This window comes from Dactylosporangium thailandense (assembly GCF_059739745.1).
On record NZ_AP029195.1, the window covers coordinates 5224969 to 5243479 of the forward strand.

Genomic DNA, 18511 nt, shown 5'->3' on the forward strand with positions numbered 1-18511 from the left:
GCGTTGAAGCAGAATGGTGGATGACAATTACGCGAATGCGTTCCGGAATGCCGGGTCCGTCGACAAGTACGAACACGTCACATATGCGCCGGGAAGCTATGCCTCGCGGGTCAACCGGCGGCAGCGGGTCTTCCTGCGCGGGCTGATCCGCCGCACGTTCCCGGACGCGCTCCCGACGCAGCACGACTTCGCCTGCGGCACCGGCCGGGCGATCCGCAACCTGCACGGCCTGGTCCGGCGGGCGCACGGCTACGACACCTCGCCGCAGATGCTGGCCAAGGCCGCCGAGCTGGGCACGGACGCGCGGCTGCACGTGGTGGCGACCGGCGGCCCGGTCCCGGAGCCGGTGGCGAGCGACGGCCCGGCGCTGGTGACGATGTTCCGGCTGCTGCTCAACGTCGACGACGACGTGCGCGAGCGGGCCCTGGCGTTCGCCGCGGCGGCGCTGCCGAGCGCCGGGTCGGGGCTGCTGATCGTCGAGAACCACGGCAACCGGCGCTCGCTGCGGCACCTGCGGGCGCGCCGGCACCGGGGCCGGCGATGGTTCGCGGAGCTGTCGCACGCCCAGGTGGAGGCGCTGCTGCACCGGCACGGGTTCACGATCGTGGCCCGGCGCGGGTTCTCGGTGCTGACGCCCGGCTGGTACGAGCGGCCCCTGCTGCGCCGGGCCGCCGCGCCGCTGGACGCCCTCGCCTGCCGCCTGCCCGGCAGCGGGGCGTGGGCCGTGAACGTGGTCTACGCCGCGCGGCGCACCCGGTAACACGAATGGCCAATTTTCACTCCTACACCATGTAGGCGCCTTTCAGGATGCATTCAGGTGCACCGTGTGAGGCTCTGCGGTGGGAGGTGGATCCATGCGGCTGTTGCTGGTGGAAGACGAGGTCGGGCTGGCCGAGACGATTCGTGACGGGCTGGCCGTCGAGGGGTTCACGACCGACCTGACCTTCACCGGCATCGACGGGCTGTGGGCGGCGACCGAGTCCCCGAACGGCGCCTACGACGCGATCGTGCTCGACATCATGCTGCCCGGGCTCAACGGCTACGAGGTGTGCCGGGAGCTGCGGCGGCGGGAGGTGTGGACGCCGATCCTCATGCTGACCGCGAAGGACGGCGAGTACGACCTGGCCGACGCCCTCGACCTCGGGGCCGACGACTACCTCACCAAGCCGTTCCCGTTCGTGGTCCTGACCGCACGGCTGCGGGCGCTGATCCGCCGCGGCGCGCCCCAGCGGCCCGTCGTGCTCACCGCGGGCGACCTGCACCTGGACCCGGCCCGCCGCCGGGTGGGCCGCGGGAACGACCCGATCCAGGTGACGCCGCGCGAGTTCGCGCTGCTGGAGTTCCTGCTGCGGCGGGCCGGCGACGTGGTGTCCAAGTCGGCCATCCTGGAGAACGTGTGGGACGCCGGGTTCGAGGGCGATCTGAACATCGTCGAGGTCTACGTCGGCTACCTGCGCAAGAAGATCGACCACGCGTACGGGCGCTGCGCGATCCAGACCGTCCGCGGCGTCGGCTACCGGCTGGACCCGCATGGCGGCTGACCGCCGGGTCGTGGCCGTCGTCCTGCCGCTGGGATTCGCCGCGCTGACCGCCCTCGTCGCCATGCGCTTCGGGCCGCTGCTGCGCCTCGACACCGCGGTCAGCGACGCGGCCCTGCGCTTCGCGCGGTCGCACCACGCGTGGCGGGCGGTCATGTCGGCCATCACGCACACCGCCGACCAGCGGGTCCTGCTCCCGGCGCTGCTGCTCGCCGTCGCGTTCGCGGTGTGGCGCCGCGACCGGGCCGGCGTCGTGTTCCTGCTCGCCGCGGCGGCCACCGCGACCGTGCTGCGTCTGACGGTACTGACCCTCGTGCACCGCCCCCGCCCGCCCGAGCGGCTCACCGCCGCCGCGGGCTGGGCGTTCCCGTCCGGCCACACGACCTCGGCGACCATCGCGGCGGGCATCCTCGTCGTGCTGCTGTGCCCGCTGCTGCCGAGCGGCCGGGCCCGCGCCGTGCTCACCGCCGCCGCCGGGCTGTGGGCGGGGCTGGTCGGCATCAGCCGCGTGGCGCTCGCCGCGCACTGGCCGACGGACGTGCTCGGCGGCTGGCTGCTCGCGGGCTCCATCCTGATCGCGCTCGGCATCGTGCTGCGCCCGCGCCGGCGCGATCTCGTCCGGCTGCGACCCCCCGGCTCCCCGCCGGGCGGCGACGGCGCGTGAGCAGCACGCCGGTCACTCCAGCGGCCGCCGGGCGATGCCGCGGGCCTCGCGACCGGCCAGCAGCCAGCCGCCGAGGTAGGCGACGACCGGCAGACCCACGAGCAGCGCCACGAGGTTGAGCACCGGCGGATGCGCGAGCCAGTGCGCCTCCCGGTGATACCAGGCGAGCATCGACACGTAGGCGCACGCCGTGCCGATGACGGCCCCGGCGACGGCGAGCGCCCCGGCGGTCGCGGCGGTGAGCGCGCGGCGGGTGCCGCGGCGGGCCCCGGTCGCGATCAGCGTGCGCAGGTCCCGGGCCGTCTCGCTGCGGATGAGCCCGACGGTCATCGCGAGCACGCCGAGGGCGACCGCGATCCCGGCCCCGGTGAACCAGCCGGCGAGCCGGGCCTGGTCCGCGCCGGTCGGGCGGGACTCGACGCTGACGCCGGCGGCGGCCGCGGAGCGCTGGGCGTGCTCGATCTGGGCCGCGGTCAGGGCGGCGGGCGCGTCGACCAGCCAGCCCACCGGGATCGGCGTCAGGTGCAGCCGGGCCAGGCCGTGCTCGGTGATGAGGACGTTCGGCAGGGAGCCGTAGGCGGGCAGCGTCACGTGCTGCTGGACCGGTTGCCACCGCGCGTTGCGGCCGGGGATGAGGTCGTACCCGTCGATGCTGTCGCGCCCGAGGAGCAGATCGGTGTCGGCGTGGACGCTCGCGGGGTCGATGCCGAAGTGCGTGAGGAGCTCGGGCGTCGCGACGAACAGGCCGATCATGTCGCGGCTGCTGTACATCACGCCGCCGGGCTCGCCGGGGCCGGGCGCGTGCGGCTTCGCGTACACCGCGGGCTGGCGGCCGTTGCGCTCCAGCGGCTGGTTCGGGTCCACGACGCCGGTCAGCGGGACGGCGGTGGCGTGTGCGTCGGCGGCGATCGTGGCCACCTCGGTCCGTACCGCATCGAATTGTTCTTGGGGAAGCGTCGGGACCGGGCCGGTCATCGCCTCCGGGGACACCCACACGGCGAGCTGGTCGGCGGGAAGGTTGCCGCCGGTCGGGGCGGCGGCCCGGGCGACGGTGACGGCGGCGCCCAGGGTGACGACGGCGGCGATGCCCACGGCCAGCGCGATCGCGGCCAGCGCCGCGCCGGAGCGGGACCGGTGCCGGGCCAGGTCGCGCATGGCCAGCCGGGGCGCCAGGGGTGCGCGCCGCGCGAGCCGGCCGACGATCGCGACCCCGGCCGGGGCGAGCAGCAGCAGCGCGACCGCGGTGGCGAGAACGCCGCCGATGATGAACGGCGCCCTGGTCTGCTGGGCCAGGGCCAGCGCGGCCGTCCCCGCCGCCAGCAGGACGACCCCGAGGGCCGCGAAGCGGTGGGCCGGGCGCGGCGCCGCCGGACGCGCGCTGAGCGCGGCCACGACCGGCATGCGCGCGGCCGCCCGGGCCGGCCACCACGCGGCGACGACGGCGGTGATGGTCGCCAGCAGCACGGCGACGAGCATCGTCGGCCACGGTACGGCGAACCGGTCGATGCGGTGCCCGAGCGGCGACTCCAGGATCGGGCCCAGCGCGACCCACGCGACCGTCCCCGCGGCGGCGCCCGCGACCGCGCCGACGCCGCCGACGACCGCGCCGTTGGCGAGCAGCACGAGCCGGATGTGCCGGTGGCTCGCGCCCATCGCGCCGAGCAGGCCGAGCGCCCGCAGCCGCCGCTGGGCCATCACGGTGAACCCGGCCACCGCGAGCAGGCCGACGAACACCAGCCCGATCGTGGCGAGCACGAGCACCACGGCGCTCGCGGAGGCATCTGCGGAGCGGACCTGCGTCGACCCGCTCGGCCTCGGCCGGGCCCGGAACTCGTCGGCCGAGGCCCGGATGAGCACGTCGACGCGGTCGACCGCGGCCGCCTGCCCGGGCGCGACGAGGGCGAACGTGTCGCGCAGGTCGAGCGGGTTCTCGACGAGGCCCACGACCGTCCGCGGCCGCCCGTCCTGGTTCCAGGCGCCGCCGACGCCCAGGCCGAGCGCCGCCGCCACGCGCCCGGTGAGCGCGATCTCGCCGGGGCCCTGCGGCCAGCGGCCCTGGGTCAGGCGCAGCATCGGGGCGCCGAAGGGCCCGTGCGGGTCCTGGGCGCGCACGTCGAAGCCGTTGGCCGAGCCGGGCAGCGGGAGCTTCTTGCCGTGCTCGATGACGTCGACGGTCCCGAACGAGGTGCGTAGCTCGGCGAGGCCGGCCGCCAGTTGCGGGTCGGTGCCGTCGAGGGCGATCAGGTGGTCGGCGGTGCCGAAGGTGCCCGCCTCCGTCGGGGCGTTGGCGGCGACGGCGAGCCCGACGGTGGTCCCGGCGACCGCGACCACCAGCAGCGCCAGGACGATCGCCTGCTGCCGCCACTCGCGCCGGAACAGCCGCCACGCCCAGCGGGCCACGGCGCGCCGCGCGGGCAGGCCGCCGTGGCCGGAGCCGAGCACCAGCGGGCGGTGCGCGACGGCGGCGCTCACCGGGCCGCCTCGCCGGTCAGCAGCGAGTCCGGGCCCGGGCGCGGGGCCGTGCGGTCGACCACGGCCCCGTCGCGGATGAACACGACCCGGTCGGCCCACGAGGCCAGCTGGGCGTCGTGGGTCACCATCACCGCGGCCAGCCCGCGCTTGCAGGCGGCGAGCATCAGGCGCATGACGGCCTCGCCGTTGGCCGTGTCCAGCGCGCCGGTCGGCTCGTCGGCCAGCAGCAGCCGCCGGTCGCCGACGACCGCCCGGGCGATCGCCACCCGCTGCCGCTCGCCGCCGGAGAGCTGGTCGGGGAAGCGCGCCGCCCGGTCGGCCAGGCCCAGCTCGTCCAGGGCGCGCAGGCCGGCCGCCCGCGCCTTGGCCGCCTTCAGGCCGTCGAGCTCGAGCGGGAGGGCCACGTTCTCGGCGGCGGTGAGGCCGGGCAGGAGATTGAAGTCCTGGAAGACGTACCCGATCGCGCGCCGCCGCAGCCGGGCGCGGTCGTCGCGGGACATCGCCGAGAGCGGCTGCCCCGCGATGAGCACCTCGCCGGCGCTCGGCGACTCCAGTGCGCCCGCGATGGTCAGCAGGGTGCTCTTGCCCGAGCCGCTCGGCCCCATGACCGCGACCATCCGGCCGGGCTCGACGGTCAGGTCGACGTCGCGCAGCGCGTGTACCTCGTCGGCACCGTCCACATAGGTCTTCGACACCCCGCGCAGCTCCAGCACCCCGCTCATCGCCGCACCCCCGCGCGGCGGCGGATCTGCGGGCCCGCGGCGCGGGCCGGGGCCGGCGGGTCGAGCGCGGCCCGCTTGAGCCGCCCGTCGGCGGTGTCGAGCCAGCGCACGACCGAGTCGAGGCGGAACAGCTCGGCGTCCACGACGAGCGCGAGGCCCAGGTCGAGCTCGCCCTCCTCCTCCTTGAGACGGGTCCACTGCTGCATCAGCTCCACGATGTACCGCCGGTGCTCCTGGATCACCTCGTGCACATCGACCCCCGGCAGCCGCACCGCGATCAGGATCTTGATGACGAGCTCGTCGCGGGGCGGCGAGCCGAGGTCGGGCGGCGTCCTCAGCCAGACGGCCAGGTCCTCGGCCCCGGCCGCGGTGATCTGGAACCCCTTCTGCGGGCCGGGCTCGGCGTCGTCGTCGGACTCGACGAGCCCGTCGCGCTCCAGCCGCTGCAGGGTCGTGTAGACCTGCCCGACGTTGAGCGGCCACACCTCGCCGGTGCGCGCCTCGAACTCCTCGCGCAGCTGGAGCCCGTATTTCGGGCCCTCCTTCAGCAGCGCCAGCAGGGCATATCGGATGCTCATCGCGCCACCCCACTCGATATCATGCCCGGTAGCATACTCGGTATACTCGCACCCGTCCACGCCCTGTCACCGCGGCTCCCCCGAATTCGGGTCGGGTCCGGGCATCCTTCGGGGGAAGCGCCGACAGCGCCCGGGGCCGACCGTTGGGGCATGCGTATGCGTCTGCTCGCCGCGGTGAGCGCGGGGATCATCGGCCTGGCCGGCTGCGGCTCCGGCACCCCGGAGCCGGCCGCGCCGGACCGGGACGTCTACGCCGCGGCCGCGGCGTGCATGCGCGCCAACGGCTTCCCCGACTTCCCCGACCCGGTCGAGACCGACGGCCGGTGGGGCTTCCCGGCCTCCGTCAACGGCCTCGTCAAGCAGCCGGCGGCCGAGTGCCAGGAGCAGTTCGCCCGGATCGGCGCCATCCCGGCCCGCACCGAGCGCCCGCTGAGCGTCGCGGAGATGGCGAAGCTGCGCGCTTGGGCCGCGTGCGTGCGCGACAACGGCCTGCCCGACTGGCCCGACCCCGGCGGCGACGGGGTGTTCCGGCCCGCCACCGTGCCGCCCGACGACGACCCGGCCTGGCGCCGGGCCGACACCGCGTGCCGGAGCCTCGAGCCCGGCCCGATCGCGGTCGAGGGCGGCCCCGGCGCGCGGGCCGGCAAGTCTGGCGGCTGAGCCTTCAGCGCCCCAGCGGCAACGGGGTCGCCGCGGCCGCGCCACCCAGCGGGGCCAGCCCGTAGCGGTCCTCGATGGTCCGCAGGACCGAGTAGTGGTCGACCCGGCCGGAGCGGTTGCCGGGGGTGATGCCCGCCCCGGCGACGAGGGTCAGGATCTGGTTGCCGCTGCCGCCGTCGTCCTCGTCGAACGTCACGATCAGCCAGCTGTCGTTCGCCTCGGCCCACCGCGCGTAGGGGTCGAGGTGCTCGCGCGCCCAGGCGTCGCCGGTCGCGACCCCGCAGTCGTGCATGTCGTCGCACAGGTTCGGGATCACGAACGCGACGGTGGGCAGCTTCGCCGGGTCGGCGGGCCACGCGGTGAAGGGCTGGTTCGCCGCGTCGGCCACGGTGTCGAAGTCGGCCCAGGGATTGTGCTTGGCGGCGTACCGCCCGCGCGAGCAGCCGCGGTATCCGGCGGCGGGAAGGTCCTCGGAGTAGCCCGCGAAGGTGTGCCCGGCCGCCTGTAGCTGCTGGGCAAGATTCGGTGCCCCGCCGGCCCGGACCGGGCAGTGGTCGTCGGTGACGCCCTGGGTCGAGCCGGAGAACAGGGCGAGGTAGTTCGGCTGGCTCGGGTGGGCGACGCCGTGCGCGTCGGTGAAGACGGCGGAGCGGGCCATGAGCGTGTTGAGGTACGGCGCCTCCGGGCGTCCGGCGAGCTGCCGGTAGGACTTGTTCTCGAACACCACCACGACGACGTGCCCGGGCCCCTGCGGCGACGACGGTGACGCCGCCGGCGGCGGCGGGGCGGCGCCACAGCCGGCGACCAGGAACCCCGCCACCGCCACCGCGGTGCGGAGCCACCGTCTTGCGGCCGCACGAACGCTCATACCCGATGCAGCCTAGCGATCCGGCGGCGCGGAGACCTACTTGCCGCCGTCCTGCTTGTGCGTGCGCTGGGTGAACGTCTTCAGGTCCGCGGTCACCTCGTAGAAGACCTTCGCGCCGTCCTTCGTCCCCAGCACGTCGTACGAACCGTCCGAGTCCTTGAACACCTTCGTCACCGACACCGACGAGTCCTTCGCCCGCATCGCCGCCGTCACCTTCGCCAGCTCATCCCCCGTCACCGCCGTGTGGTTCGACTGGCCCCGTCCACCGCCGTCGTGTCCCTTGCCACCGTTGCCGGCCTCGGCCGAGGCGCTCGGGGACGGCGCGGCCGTCTCCGCGCTGGCCAGCGAGGCGGCGCCGAACACCATCACGCCGGTCGCCGTCAGGCCGACCGCCGCGAGGCCGATCCGCTTGGTTGTCTTCATCGACTTCATGGGCACGTGCATCGCTCCTATCCCCCGCGCAGGCCTTCCACCTGCGCTTTCGCGATGCTCAGCGTCGGAGATGAACCTGGGTAAACGCTGCCAGGGACCTGCCATGGACCTGGCACAGCCGACGCTCGGCCTCGGCGAAGCGGATCGTCATCGCGTGAGCGGCAGGCTCACGCGCAGCAGCGCCCCGCCGGCCGGGGACTCCTCGACCGTCAGCGTGCCCCCGTGGGCGGTCACGATGTCGCGGGCGATGGGCAGCCCGAGTCCCGTGCCGCCGCCGGCCCGGGAGCGGTCCTCGTCGAGGCGGACGAAGCGGTCGAAGACCCGGTCGCGGTCCGCGGGGCCGATGCCCGGCCCGTCGTCGGCCACGGTGACCTCGGCCGCGTCGTCCTGCGTCCGCACCGTCACGTCGACCGCGTGCTTCGCGTACCGGGCCGCGTTGTCCACGAGGTTGCGCAGCACGCGCTGGAGGTGGTGCGGGTCGCCGTTCACGCGCACCGGCGCCGCCCGCGTCGTGACCCGCAACTGCGGGTGCTGTGCCGTCAGGCGTTCCCGCTCGAGGTACACGAGGTCGTCGAGGTCCACGTCCTGGTGCCGCAGCTGCAGCCCCTTCTCGTCCACCCGCGCCAGCAGCAGCAGATCCGCGATGAGCCGCGCCATCCGGTCGCTCTCCCGGCGCATCCGGTCCACGTGCGGCCCGTCTCCGAGCAGATCCAGCCCGGCCAGCACCGTCGACAGTGGACTGCGCAGCTCGTGCGAGGCGTCGGCCACGAACCGGCGCTGCGCGGCGGTCGCGGACTCGATGCGGTCGAGCATCCCGTTCATGGTCGCGGCCAGCGCGGCGATCTCGTCATTGGCCGGCGGTACCGGCAGCCGCATGTGCAGGTTCCGCCCGCTGATCGTCTCGGCTTGCCGGCGCATCGCGTCGACCGGCCGCAGCGAGCGCCCCACGAACAGGAAGGTCGCGACCCCGACGGTCACGGTCAGCAGCGGCAGACCGATCGCGAGCGCCCCGATCGCGGCCTCGGTCCCGTCGTCGATCTCGTCGATCGACTGCCCCACGAGGACCGTGCGCTGCCCGGGCGCCCCGAGCGCGGTGATGCGGAAGTACTCGTCGTGCGCCACCGGGAGCCGGCGCTGCTCCAGCCGCGTCTCCCCCGCCGGCGGCCGGAGCGCCGAGATCGGCGGGGCCCCGGCGAGCAGCGTCGAGGAGCGCAGCACCTTCCCGCTCGCGTCGAGCACCTGCACGATGGTGCGGTCGCGCAGCGACGGCTGGATGACCGCGGCGAGGGCCTCCTCGTCGTCGATCGCCCCGGCGATCTGGGCCGCCCGGTCGCCGGTGCTCTGGTCGACGTTGCCGGTGAGGATGACCTTCGCGGCGATGACGAACGCCACACCGGTCAGCACCGAGGCGATCGCCACCACGGCGGACGCGGCGAGCGCGGAGCGCATCCGCACCCCGAGCCGCTGCCGAATCCCCGCCGCGAACCTCATCACCCGACGGACGGTAACGGCGCGGTCCTGAACGGGGGCTGAATTCAAGCTGTTCTCAGGATCGGCTCGGCACCATCCCGGCTCATGCACCACTTGACCTATCCGGAGGCGATCGTCGTCGGCCTCCTGCAGGGCGTGACCGAGCTGTTCCCGGTGTCGAGCCTCGGCCACAGCGTGCTGCTGCCCGCGCTCATCGGGGGCCGCTGGGCCCGCGACCTCAGCGTGTCGGCGCCCGAGTCGCCGTATCTGGCGTTCGTGGTGGGGCTGCACGTGGCCACGGCGCTGGCGTTGCTGATGTTCTTCTGGCGGGACTGGCTGCGGATCCTCGGCGGGTTCGGGTCGTCGGTGCGGTACCGCCGCATCATGACGCCCGAGGAGCGCCTCGCGTGGATGATCATCGTGGCCACGATCCCCGTGGGCGTCACCGGCCTGCTGCTGGAGCACACGTTCCGCACGGTCCTGGGGCGCCCCGTGCCCGCGGCGATCTTCCTCACCCTCAACGGGCTCATCCTGCTCGGCGCCGAACGGCTCCGCCGCCGTGCGCCCGCCGAGGATCGGACCACCGGCGATCCGGACGAGCGGCTGGCGTCCGGCTCGTTCTCGCGCGCCCTGCAGATCGGCAGCGCGCAGATCCTGGCCCTGTTGCCGGGCATCAGCCGCTCCGGGGCGACCATGGGCGCGGGGCTGCTCAAGGGGCTGTCGCACGAGGACGCGGCGCGCTTCTCGTTCCTGCTCGCCACGCCGGTCATCTTCGCCGCTGGCGTGCTGAAGGTGCCGGACCTGTCCGGCCCGCTCGGCGCCGGCATCCGCGGTCAGGTCCTGGCCGGCAGCGTGGCCTCCTTCGCCGCCGCATACCTGTCGGTGCGGTTTCTGACGCGGTACTTCGAGCGGCGCACCCTGACGCCGTTCGCGATCTACTGCGTCGCCGCCGGGCTGGCGAGCCTGGGCTGGCTCACGCTCGGCTGAGGCCATATCGCCCGCGTATCGAAAACCGCATACGCACCGGCAACACCCCGCCGCCTTGACTGGTGGCATGACTGGTGGCGCGACCTCGACGGGCATCACGGTGTACGGGTGCGGCCCCGACGAGGCCGTGTTGTTCCGCGAGCTGGCCCCCCGCTTCGGCGTCCGGCCGACCATCACCGAGGCGGCCGCGTCCGAGGCCACCATCGGCCTGGCCGTCGGCAACCGGTGCGTCAGCGTCGGGCACAAGACCCACGTCACGAATGCCACGCTGCGGGCGCTCGGCCGGGCCGGCGTGCGGTACATCTCCACCAGGAGCATCGGCTACAACCACATCGACGTGCCCTTCGCGCGCAGCGTCGGCATCGCCGTGGGCAACGTCGCCTACTCGCCCGACAGCGTGGCCGACTTCACGCTGATGCTGATGCTGATGGCGGTGCGCAACGCCAAGTCGATCGTCCTGCGCGCGGACGCCCACGACTACCGGCTGCACGAGGTGCGGGGCCGGGAGCTGCGCGATCTGACGGTCGGCGTCGTCGGCACCGGGCGCATCGGCTCGGCCGTCGTCGACCGGCTGGGCGGGTTCGGCTGCCGCATCCTGACCAGCGGCCGCCATCCCCTCGACGAGGTGCTGCGGCAAAGCGACATCGTCACGCTGCACACCCCGCTCACGGCGGACACCCACCACCTCCTGAACCGCGAGCGCATCGAGCGGATGAAGCCCGGCGCGTACGTCGTCAACACCGGGCGCGGCCCGCTGATCGACACCGAGGCCCTCGTCTCGGCCCTGGAGGACGGGCGGCTGGGCGGCGCGGCGCTGGACGTCCTGGAGGGCGAGGAGGGCATCTTCTACGCCGACTGCCGGAACCGCCCCATCGACAGCAAGGCGCTGCTGCGGCTGCACCAACTGCCGAACGTGCTCATCAGCCCGCACACCGCCTACTACACCGACCACGCCCTGAGCGACACGGTCGAGAACTCCATCATCAACTGCCTCAACTTCGAAAGCGGGACGCGGCATGGCTAGGTTGCGCATCGGCATCATGTTCGGGGGTCGTTCCGAGGAACATCCCGTCTCCGTCAAGTCGGCGCGGGAGGTCGCCAAGAACCTGGACACCGGCCGGTACGAGCCGTACTTCATCGAGATCGCGGAGGACGGCGCCTGGAACCTGCTCGACGAGCACGGCGGCCGCCGGCCGGTGGCGCTGTCGCCGGACCCGGGCGTCCACGGGCTGCTGGTGCTCGATGCGGGGCGGTACGAGACGATCGGGCTCGACCTGGTGTTCCCCGTGCTGCACGGCCGGCTCGGCGAGGACGGCGGCGTGCAGGGGCTGCTCGAGTTCTCCGGCATCCCCTACGTCGGCTGCGACATCCAGAGCTCCGCCCTGTGCATGGACAAGTCGCTGGCCTACATCGTCGCCGGCAACGCGGGCATCGCCACGCCGAACCACTGGATCGTCACCGGGGACGAGCCCGTCGACCCGCGGATCGCCTACCCCGCCTTCGTGAAGCCGGCCCGATCGGGCTCGTCGTTCGGCGTCAGCAAGGTCACCCGCGCCGAGGACGTGCCCGACGCGGTGAAGGCCGCGCGGCAGTACGACGCGAAGGTCCTGATCGAGGAGGCGGTCGTCGGCAGCGAGGTCGGCTGCGCCATCCTGGGCAGCGGTGCGGATCTGCTCGCCGGCGAGGTGGATCGCATCGCGCTGTCGCACGGGTTCTTCCGCATCCATCAGGAGAGCACGCCGGAGAGCGGCTCCGAGAACTCGACGCCGATCGTCCCGGCCGACATCCCGGCCGAGTCCCGCGCGCTCGTGCGGGAGACCGCCAAGGCCGTGTACCGGGCGCTGGGCTGCCGGGGGCTGGCGCGCGTTGACCTGTTCCTGCGAGAGGACGGGACGGTCGTGCTCAACGAGGTCAACACCATGCCCGGCCTGACGTCGTACAGCCGCTATCCCCGGATGATGGCGGCCGCCGGGCTGCCGCTGGCCGAGGTGATCGACCGGCTCGTGGCCCTGACGCTGGCGGGACGGCGGCGATGAAGGAGGAGTTCGTCTTCGTCGACGAGCTGGTGCCCGGCATCCGCTGGGACGCCAAGTACGCCACCTGGGACAACTTCACCGGCAAGCCGGTGGACGGCTATGTGGCGAACCGCATCGTCGGCACGCGGGCCCTGTGCGCGGCCCTGGAGCAGGCGCGGGACAAGGCGGCGGCCCTCGGCTTCGGCCTGCTCCTGTGGGACGGCTACCGCCCGCAGCGCGCCGTGGACTGCTTCGTGCGCTGGTCGAAGGAGCCGGAGGCGGGGCGGACGAAGCCCCGGCACTATCCCAACATCCAGCGGCGCCAGATGTTCGAGAAGGGCTACGTGGCCGCCAAGTCCGGCCACAGCCGCGGCAGCACCGTCGACCTGACGCTCTACCACCTGGGCACCGGCGAGCTCGCGGCCATGGGCGGCGGCCACGACCTGATGGACCCCGTCTCGCACCACGGCGCGAAGGGCATCACCCCGGCCGAGACGCGCAACCGCCGGCACCTGCGCACGCTCATGGAGGACTGCGGTTTCATCCGGTACGACTGCGAGTGGTGGCACTACACCCTGCGGGACGAGCCCTACCCGGACACCTACTTCGACTTCCCCGTCGCGTAGCGCGGGAGCCGCACCGTGACCCGCAGACCCCCGGCCGCGCCCGGTGCGAGGTCGAGGGTGCCGTCGTGGGCCTGGACGATGCTCTTGACGATCGCCAGGCCCAGGCCGACCCCCGCCTGGTCGCCGCGGATGCGGTCGGTGCCCCGCCGGAACGGCTCGGTGAGGGTCGCGACCAGTTCCCGGCCGAGCCGGTCGCCGGTGTTCTCGACGCTGAGCACGACGGTGTCCGTGCCGACGGCGGTCTCGACCCGCACCCGGCCGTGCTCGGGCAGGTTGTGGACGATCGCGTTGTGCACGAGGTTCGTGGTCATCTGCAGCAGCAGCGCGGGCGAGCCGGCCGTGCGGGCGATGTCGCCGGAGGTCTCGAGGGTGACGCCGTGCTTCTCGGCCAGCGGCAGGAGCGTCTCGCCGGCCTCCTCCGCGAGGAGGGACAGGTCGACGGGCTCCCGCTCGAAGGAGCGCTGGTCGGCCCGGCTGAGCACGAGCAGGGCCTCGGTGAGGTCGATCGCGCGGGTGTTGACGGCGCGGAGGCGCTCGACGAGCTCGCCGGTGCCGGCGTTGCCCTCGCGGCGGGCCACGTCGAGCAGGGTCTGGGTGATCGCCAGCGGGGTGCGCAGCTCGTGGGAGGCGTTGGCGGCGAAGCGCCGCTGCTCGGCCACGTGCGCCTCGAGCCGGGCGAGCATGCCGTCGAAGGCGTCGGCGAGCTCGCGGAACTCGTCCTGCCGGCCGTCCAGCCCGATCCGGTGCGAGAGCGACCCGGCCGCGGCCGCGCGGGTGGCGTCGGTGATCCGGGCCAGCGGCGCGAGCATCCGGCCGGCGAGAATCCACCCGCCGGCCAGCCCGAATACCAGCAGGAACACCATCCCCTGCTCGGCCCGCGGGACGAACGCCACAACGAGGTCGTGCCGGCTGGGGCCGCGCAGCACCGGAACCTCGCGCATCCCCGGCACCTGCATGGTGATCCGCCCCGGGTCGGGCACGTAGCGCAGGAGGAACACCCACACCAGGCCGAGCAGCAGGGCCCCGGCGACCATGAGGAACCCGGCATAGCTGAGGGTGAGCTTGAGCCGCACACTCAGCCCGGGCCGCCTATCCACGGTCGCCTCCGGCGTCGATGCGGTAGCCGACGCCGGGCACCGTCGCGATCAGCCACGGTTCGCCGAGGCGCTTGCGCAGGGCCGAGACCGTGATGCGCACGGCGTTGGTGAACGGGTCGGCGTGCTCGTCCCAGGCCCGCTCCAGCAGCGCCTCGGCGCTGACGACCCCGCCGTCGGCCCCGACGAGCACCTCGAGCACCGCGAACTGCTTTCTCGTCAGCGCGACGTACCGGCCGTCGCGGTAGACCTCGCGGCGGAACGGGTCCAGGCGCAGCCCGGCGATCTCCCGCACGGGCGGCCGGCTGTGCCCGCGCCGCCGGTCGAGGGCCCGCAGCCGCAGCACGAGCTCCTGCAGCTCGAACGGCTTGGTGAGGTAGTCGTCGGCGCCGAGCTCGAATCCGGAGGTCTTGTCGTCGAGCCGGTCGGCCGCGGTGAGCATCAGGATCGGCATGCCGCTGCCGGAGGCGACGATGCTCGCGGCGACCTCGTCGCCGGAGGGCCCGGGAATGTCACGGTCGAGGACGGCGATGTCGTAGGCGTTGACGCTCAGCAGCTCCAGCGCCGTGTCGCCGTCGCCGGCGATGTCCGCCGCGATCGCCTCCAGGCGCAGACCGTCGCGGATGGCCTTGGCCATATCGGGCTCGTCCTCGACGACCAGCACACGCATGCAGCCGATCCTACGAGCCGGGACATATCGCGGGCGTACCGAAAACGGGCCTCAGGCCGGGACGAGGACCCGTTCGGCCACCGGGCTCTTCGACGCACGCCAGCACGCCAGGCCGATCGGCAGGTCGACCCAGCACGACAGGATGCGGTAGAGCAGCACCGCCGCCGCGGCCGGGGCGGCGGGGGCGCCGGCGGCCGTGAGCGCGACGAGCAGGCTCGCCTCGATGACCCCGATGCCGCCCGGGGTGACCGGGATCTGCCGGACGAGCTGCGCGACGAGGTAGCCGGTCGCGATGGTCGTGACGGGCACCGTGAGGCCGGTGGCGCGCACGGCACCGATGAGGCAGGCGAGGTCGGCGAGCCAGTTGAGGACCGCCATCCCGATCACGGCGAGCCACCGCCGCGTCGGGACCGAGCCGGCCAGCGCCAGGGTCCGCCGCAGCGTGGTCCGGATACTCCCGTCGTCCGCCGTCTCCACGACCGGCCTCGGCCCGCCGGCGCGGCGCACCGCCCTCGCGTGCAGCGCGACGAGCACGCCGAGCACGAGCACGGCCGCGCCGATGCCGAGCGCGGCGGCGGACGGGCGGGCCAGCAGCAGGACGTTGCCCGCGTACAGCAGCGCCAGGCCGGCGACCGACGCCGCGCCGGACAGCAGCATCACGGCGGCCGCGACCGGGCGGGGCGCGCCGTGGGCCCGGAACCGCCCGAAGGCGTAGCCGGCCGACACCGCGGACCCGGCCGGCAGCGCGGCCGCCATCGCCGAGCGCGTGTAGGTGAGGCCGAGGGAGGCCCCGGCCCCCATCCGCACCGCGAAGGCGCCGAGCAGGAGGCGCTGCTGCTCGGAGAACGCGACCATGGCGAGCCCGGACAGCACGACCGCCCCCGCCAGCCAGCGCAGGTCGGCCGTGCGCAGCGCCTGCCACGTCTGCGACGGGGACGGCAGGTGGCCGCGCAACTCCAGCGCGGCCACGACGACACCCACCACGAGCAGCCCGGTTCGCCAGTAGCGTTTCACGCCCATCAGATTCGGCACCGAAGGTAAGAGCGAGCGCGATTCGCGGATAAGAATTGCGTGAGAAATCAGGCCGCGGGGTCGCGCCGGTGCAGGGTGAGCGCCGCGGCGGTGACGGCGACCGCGACGGTCGCGACCTGCACCGCGATCCCGGTGCCCAGGTGCGGCGCCGGGGCCCGCTCCAGCAGGCCGGGCCAGTCCTGCCAATAGTGCACGGGCAGCGCCACCGCGACGAGGTGCAGGAGGCCGTGCGGGCCGGCCTGGCCGTTGAGGATGCTCGCGGCGACCACGAACGCGATCGCGACGGCCACGGCCTCCGCCCCGCGCGGCAGCAGCACACCGAGCGCGAAGGCGATCGCGGCGATGCTGAGCAGGCACAGCGTCTGGTACGCGCACGCGGCCAGGACGCGCCCGAGCGCGGCGCCGGTGGACAGGTTCGCGGCGCCGATGACGTGGAACGGGTGCCAGCCGAAGGTCGCGAGCCCGACGAGCATCCCGGCGACGACGACCACGGCCACCGCCGCGACCGTGGCGACCACGACGGCGGCGAGCTGGCCGGCCAGCAGGCGGGTGCGGGTCACCGGGGCGATGTAGAGGTACCGCAGCAGCCCCCAGTCCCGGTCGGCCGATCCGATGGCGGCGGCGAGCAGGGCGGCCACGAGCGGCAGCAGCAGCGGGCCGGTGAACTGGAGGCTCGCCATGGCGTGGTTGAGCGCCGAGTACGGGGCGGCGCCGAACAGGCCGTCCTGGTTGCCGAGCCGGTGCCCGGCCGAGGAGGCGGTGGCGAGCGCGGCGACGACCGGCAGCGCGGCCAGGCCGGCGAGCGCGATCAGGGTGCGCAGCCGGCGCAGCTGGGTGGCGAGCTCAACCCGCAGCATCGATGTTCCCTTCGGTCATGGCTGTATTGCTGTTCCCTTCGGTCATGGCCATGAAGACGTCTTCGAGCGACCGTCCGGCCCGGCCCGCCCGGTCGACCCGCACCCCGGCGGTCACCAGTGCGCGGATCAGATCGCCGTCCGCCACGCCGGGCGCCGTCACCAGGACCTCTCCCGCCTGGGCCGAGACGGCGCCGACACCCGGCGCGGCGCGCAGGACGGCCACGGCCCGGTCGGCGTCGCCGACGCTGATCCGGAAGGTGTCGCCCGGGTCGAGCAGGGCGTCGAGGGGGCCGGTGGTCACGAGGCGGCCGTGGTCCATGACGACGACGTGGGTCGCGAACTGCTGCACCTCGGCGAGCTGGTGGCTCGACACCAGCACGGCGGCGCCGCGGGCGGCCGTCGTGGCGAGGTGCGCGCGCAGGGCCCGGACCTCGGCCGGGTCCAGGCCGTTGGCGGGCTCGTCCAGGATCAGCACGTCCGGGTCCCGCATCAGGGCCTGGGCCAGCATCAGCCGCTGCCGCATGCCCATCGAGTAGCGCTTCACCCGGCGGTCGAGATGCGGGCCGAGGCCGGCGAGGGCCAGGGCCTCGTCGAGCGCGGGCGGCGGCCAGGGGCGGCGGGTGGCCGTCCAGAGCAGGCGGAGGTTGGCTCGGCCGGTCAGGTGCGGTACCAATGCCGGACCATCGATGAGCACGCCCACCCGGCGCAGCACGTCGGCGCCGAGGCGGACCGGCTCGCCGAGGATGCCGACGCGGCCGCCGGTCGGCCTGGACAGCCCGACGAGGACGCGCATGGCCGACGTCTTGCCGGCGCCGTTCGGGCCGAGCAGCGCGCACACCTGGCCGCCGTCGACCGAGAAGGTGAGATCGTCGACGGCGACGTGGCGGCCGTAGTGCTTCGACAGGGCCTCGACGCGGATCACGCCGGCCTCCGCACCAGCGTGACGGCCGCGGCGAGCAGGCCGGCGCCGACGGTCAGCGCGACGAGCAGCGGCACGGACGTCACCGGCCGGTGGGTGATCGCTCTCCACACCGGGTCCCGGAACGCCGTCATGAGCACCAGCCCGGCGGTCCCGGCGAGGATCGGGGTCTCGGCCCGGGGGCGGGTCCGGCGGATGAACCCGGCGGCGGCATTGGCGGCGACGCAGAACGCGAAGAGGGTGGCTGTCTCGACCAGCAGCGCCCACGCGATGAGCAGCGGGTCGCTCCAGCGCTCGCCGACGGCCTGCGCGCCGACGATGCCGGCCGCGGCGAACAGGCTCAGCGCCGCGAACAGCGCGGTGGCCCGGGCCCGGATGCGCTCGACCAGGCCGGGCCGGCGGCCGAGCAGGGGCAGGTCGTCCAGCCAGTCCCCGGTGGCGAGCGGCGACCACCGCCGCCACAGCGCGACCCCCACGCCGGCGGCCGCCAGGGTGAGGGCCGCGAGCCCGGCGATGAGCGCGGTCGTCCACCCGTTCCAGACGCGGGCGTGCGCGCGGGCGGCGACGGCGGCCCACTCGAAGGCGAGCGTGAGCCCGACGACGGCGACGAGCGCGGCGGCCGCGCGCAGGACCCGCTGCTCGCGCTCGGGTCCGCCGGGCGGGCGCCAGGCCGGCAGCCCGACGGCGATCGCCAGGCCGAGCATGGGCACCGCGAAGAGCGCGAACGAGACGAGCACGTCGTAGGGGTCGTCCTGCCACGGGCTGACCGCGCGGACGGCCTTGTCCCGCGTGGCGAGGAGCGTCATCGCCTCGAACGCGGCGCCGGTCGCGAGCGCCGCCAGGATCAGCTTCAAGGACCTCATGGCAGCCATAGTACGCGCCTCGTAGTACACGACAAGTACTACAC

20 protein-coding genes are annotated in these 18511 nt (G+C 74.2%); 8 read left to right on the forward strand and 12 right to left on the reverse strand.

What is annotated here, in order from left to right:
* Positions 1 to 13 precede the first annotated feature (13 nt).
* The 3 genes from AC6JBM_RS22645 to AC6JBM_RS22655 all read left to right on the forward strand — a co-directional run bounded on the left by AC6JBM_RS22645 (position 14) and on the right by AC6JBM_RS22655 (position 2202).
* The gene (locus AC6JBM_RS22645) at positions 14 to 760 is read left to right on the forward strand and encodes a methyltransferase domain-containing protein (RefSeq protein WP_497985566.1); all 747 of its coding nucleotides are present in this window, start codon (positions 14 to 16) and stop codon (positions 758 to 760) included.
* 94 nt (positions 761 to 854) lie between these two features.
* Positions 855 to 1541 (forward strand): response regulator transcription factor, encoded by a 687-nt coding sequence (locus tag AC6JBM_RS22650; RefSeq protein WP_497985567.1) that lies wholly within the window; start codon positions 855 to 857, stop codon positions 1539 to 1541.
* On the forward strand, positions 1531 to 2202 hold the full coding sequence (locus AC6JBM_RS22655) for a phosphatase PAP2 family protein (RefSeq protein WP_497985568.1): 672 nt from the start codon (positions 1531 to 1533) through the stop codon (positions 2200 to 2202). The genes AC6JBM_RS22650 and AC6JBM_RS22655 overlap by 11 nt, the downstream gene beginning before the upstream one ends.
* Positions 2203 to 2214: 12 nt before the next feature.
* On the opposite strand, the gene AC6JBM_RS22660 is transcribed toward AC6JBM_RS22655, so the two are convergent.
* The 3 genes from AC6JBM_RS22660 to AC6JBM_RS22670 are packed head-to-tail and all read right to left on the reverse strand — an operon-like array spanning position 2215 to position 5974.
* Complete coding sequence (locus tag AC6JBM_RS22660; protein WP_497985569.1) at positions 2215 to 4674, reverse strand: FtsX-like permease family protein; 2460 nt, start codon at positions 4672 to 4674, stop codon at positions 2215 to 2217.
* The gene (locus AC6JBM_RS22665) at positions 4671 to 5396 is read right to left on the reverse strand and encodes an ABC transporter ATP-binding protein (RefSeq protein ID WP_497985570.1); all 726 of its coding nucleotides are present in this window, start codon (positions 5394 to 5396) and stop codon (positions 4671 to 4673) included. The genes AC6JBM_RS22660 and AC6JBM_RS22665 overlap by 4 nt, the downstream gene beginning before the upstream one ends.
* A complete protein-coding gene (locus AC6JBM_RS22670; RefSeq protein WP_497985571.1) occupies positions 5393 to 5974 on the reverse strand; it encodes a PadR family transcriptional regulator in 582 nt (193 codons plus the stop codon). The genes AC6JBM_RS22665 and AC6JBM_RS22670 overlap by 4 nt, the downstream gene beginning before the upstream one ends.
* Before the next feature lie 150 nt (positions 5975 to 6124).
* On the opposite strand from AC6JBM_RS22670, the gene AC6JBM_RS22675 reads away from it, so the two are divergent.
* Positions 6125 to 6634, forward strand: coding sequence for a hypothetical protein (locus AC6JBM_RS22675; protein ID WP_497985572.1), 510 nt, complete (start codon positions 6125 to 6127; stop codon positions 6632 to 6634).
* Positions 6635 to 6638: 4 nt separating this feature from the next.
* Here the strand turns inward: AC6JBM_RS22675 and AC6JBM_RS22680 are convergent, their stop codons facing one another.
* The 3 genes from AC6JBM_RS22680 to AC6JBM_RS22690 all read right to left on the reverse strand — a co-directional run bounded on the left by AC6JBM_RS22680 (position 6639) and on the right by AC6JBM_RS22690 (position 9425).
* Positions 6639 to 7502, reverse strand: coding sequence for an alkaline phosphatase family protein (locus tag AC6JBM_RS22680; RefSeq protein ID WP_497985573.1), 864 nt, complete (start codon positions 7500 to 7502; stop codon positions 6639 to 6641).
* A gap of 36 nt (positions 7503 to 7538) precedes the next feature.
* The gene (locus AC6JBM_RS22685; RefSeq protein WP_497985574.1) at positions 7539 to 7925 is read right to left on the reverse strand and encodes a hypothetical protein; all 387 of its coding nucleotides are present in this window, start codon (positions 7923 to 7925) and stop codon (positions 7539 to 7541) included.
* A 156-nt stretch (positions 7926 to 8081) separates the two neighbouring features.
* Positions 8082 to 9425: a sensor histidine kinase gene (locus AC6JBM_RS22690; RefSeq protein WP_497986512.1), complete on the reverse strand. Its 1344-nt coding sequence runs from the start codon at positions 9423 to 9425 to the stop codon at positions 8082 to 8084.
* 84 nt (positions 9426 to 9509) lie between these two features.
* Here AC6JBM_RS22690 and AC6JBM_RS22695 point away from each other — a divergent pair, with 84 nt between their 5' ends.
* The 4 genes from AC6JBM_RS22695 (at position 9510) to vanX (ending at position 13032) form a co-directional block, all read left to right on the forward strand.
* Entirely contained in the window at positions 9510 to 10391 is an 882-nt protein-coding gene (locus AC6JBM_RS22695; protein ID WP_497985575.1) for an undecaprenyl-diphosphate phosphatase, read from the forward strand.
* Positions 10392 to 10458: 67 nt separating this feature from the next.
* Positions 10459 to 11415, forward strand: coding sequence for a D-isomer specific 2-hydroxyacid dehydrogenase family protein (locus AC6JBM_RS22700; protein ID WP_497985576.1), 957 nt, complete (start codon positions 10459 to 10461; stop codon positions 11413 to 11415).
* Entirely contained in the window at positions 11408 to 12427 is a 1020-nt protein-coding gene (locus AC6JBM_RS22705; protein ID WP_497985577.1) for a D-alanine--D-alanine ligase family protein, read from the forward strand. The genes AC6JBM_RS22700 and AC6JBM_RS22705 overlap by 8 nt, the downstream gene beginning before the upstream one ends.
* A complete protein-coding gene (vanX, locus tag AC6JBM_RS22710; protein ID WP_497985578.1) occupies positions 12424 to 13032 on the forward strand; it encodes a D-Ala-D-Ala dipeptidase VanX in 609 nt (202 codons plus the stop codon). Before AC6JBM_RS22705 ends, vanX begins: the two co-directional genes overlap by 4 nt.
* On the opposite strand, the gene AC6JBM_RS22715 is transcribed toward vanX, so the two are convergent.
* The 6 genes from AC6JBM_RS22715 to AC6JBM_RS22740 all read right to left on the reverse strand — a co-directional run bounded on the left by AC6JBM_RS22715 (position 13008) and on the right by AC6JBM_RS22740 (position 18467).
* Positions 13008 to 14129 (reverse strand): sensor histidine kinase, encoded by a 1122-nt coding sequence (locus AC6JBM_RS22715; protein ID WP_497985579.1) that lies wholly within the window; start codon positions 14127 to 14129, stop codon positions 13008 to 13010. The genes vanX and AC6JBM_RS22715 overlap by 25 nt on opposite strands.
* Positions 14122 to 14796: a response regulator transcription factor gene (locus tag AC6JBM_RS22720; protein ID WP_497985580.1), complete on the reverse strand. Its 675-nt coding sequence runs from the start codon at positions 14794 to 14796 to the stop codon at positions 14122 to 14124. Before AC6JBM_RS22720 ends, AC6JBM_RS22715 begins: the two co-directional genes overlap by 8 nt.
* Positions 14797 to 14847: 51 nt before the next feature.
* Positions 14848 to 15810: a lysylphosphatidylglycerol synthase transmembrane domain-containing protein gene (locus AC6JBM_RS22725; RefSeq protein ID WP_497985581.1), complete on the reverse strand. Its 963-nt coding sequence runs from the start codon at positions 15808 to 15810 to the stop codon at positions 14848 to 14850.
* Positions 15811 to 15875: 65 nt separating this feature from the next.
* Positions 15876 to 16685 carry a DUF2705 family protein gene (locus AC6JBM_RS22730; protein WP_497985582.1) on the reverse strand — a complete coding sequence of 270 codons (810 nt, stop codon included), beginning with the start codon at positions 16683 to 16685 and terminating at the stop codon, positions 15876 to 15878.
* Positions 16672 to 17607, reverse strand: a complete 936-nt coding sequence (locus AC6JBM_RS22735) for an ABC transporter ATP-binding protein (RefSeq protein ID WP_497985583.1) — start codon at positions 17605 to 17607, stop codon at positions 16672 to 16674. The genes AC6JBM_RS22730 and AC6JBM_RS22735 overlap by 14 nt, the downstream gene beginning before the upstream one ends.
* Positions 17604 to 18467 (reverse strand): hypothetical protein, encoded by an 864-nt coding sequence (locus AC6JBM_RS22740; RefSeq protein ID WP_497985584.1) that lies wholly within the window; start codon positions 18465 to 18467, stop codon positions 17604 to 17606. Before AC6JBM_RS22740 ends, AC6JBM_RS22735 begins: the two co-directional genes overlap by 4 nt.
* Between the last annotated feature and the right edge of the window lie 44 nt (positions 18468 to 18511).

What these genes read in the sequence shown, in the direction of transcription:
- vanX (WP_497985578.1), top strand. Translation starts at nt 12,424, where the DNA reads ATGAAGGAGGAGTTCGTCTTCGTCGACGAGCTGGTGCCCGGCATCCGC.
- AC6JBM_RS22670 (WP_497985571.1), bottom strand. Translation starts at nt 5,974, where the DNA reads ATGAGCATCCGATATGCCCTGCTGGCGCTGCTGAAGGAGGGCCCGAAA.
- AC6JBM_RS22740 (WP_497985584.1), bottom strand. Translation starts at nt 18,467, where the DNA reads ATGAGGTCCTTGAAGCTGATCCTGGCGGCGCTCGCGACCGGCGCCGCG.
- AC6JBM_RS22695 (WP_497985575.1), top strand. Translation starts at nt 9,510, where the DNA reads ATGCACCACTTGACCTATCCGGAGGCGATCGTCGTCGGCCTCCTGCAG.
- AC6JBM_RS22675 (WP_497985572.1), top strand. Translation starts at nt 6,125, where the DNA reads ATGCGTATGCGTCTGCTCGCCGCGGTGAGCGCGGGGATCATCGGCCTG.
- AC6JBM_RS22665 (WP_497985570.1), bottom strand. Translation starts at nt 5,396, where the DNA reads ATGAGCGGGGTGCTGGAGCTGCGCGGGGTGTCGAAGACCTATGTGGAC.
- AC6JBM_RS22645 (WP_497985566.1), top strand. Translation starts at nt 14, where the DNA reads ATGGTGGATGACAATTACGCGAATGCGTTCCGGAATGCCGGGTCCGTC.
- AC6JBM_RS22685 (WP_497985574.1), bottom strand. Translation starts at nt 7,925, where the DNA reads ATGAAGACAACCAAGCGGATCGGCCTCGCGGCGGTCGGCCTGACGGCG.
- AC6JBM_RS22700 (WP_497985576.1), top strand. Translation starts at nt 10,459, where the DNA reads ATGACTGGTGGCGCGACCTCGACGGGCATCACGGTGTACGGGTGCGGC.
- AC6JBM_RS22690 (WP_497986512.1), bottom strand. Translation starts at nt 9,425, where the DNA reads ATGAGGTTCGCGGCGGGGATTCGGCAGCGGCTCGGGGTGCGGATGCGC.
- AC6JBM_RS22655 (WP_497985568.1), top strand. Translation starts at nt 1,531, where the DNA reads ATGGCGGCTGACCGCCGGGTCGTGGCCGTCGTCCTGCCGCTGGGATTC.
- AC6JBM_RS22680 (WP_497985573.1), bottom strand. Translation starts at nt 7,502, where the DNA reads ATGAGCGTTCGTGCGGCCGCAAGACGGTGGCTCCGCACCGCGGTGGCG.
- AC6JBM_RS22705 (WP_497985577.1), top strand. Translation starts at nt 11,408, where the DNA reads ATGGCTAGGTTGCGCATCGGCATCATGTTCGGGGGTCGTTCCGAGGAA.
- AC6JBM_RS22720 (WP_497985580.1), bottom strand. Translation starts at nt 14,796, where the DNA reads ATGCGTGTGCTGGTCGTCGAGGACGAGCCCGATATGGCCAAGGCCATC.
- AC6JBM_RS22730 (WP_497985582.1), bottom strand. Translation starts at nt 16,685, where the DNA reads ATGCTGCGGGTTGAGCTCGCCACCCAGCTGCGCCGGCTGCGCACCCTG.
- AC6JBM_RS22650 (WP_497985567.1), top strand. Translation starts at nt 855, where the DNA reads ATGCGGCTGTTGCTGGTGGAAGACGAGGTCGGGCTGGCCGAGACGATT.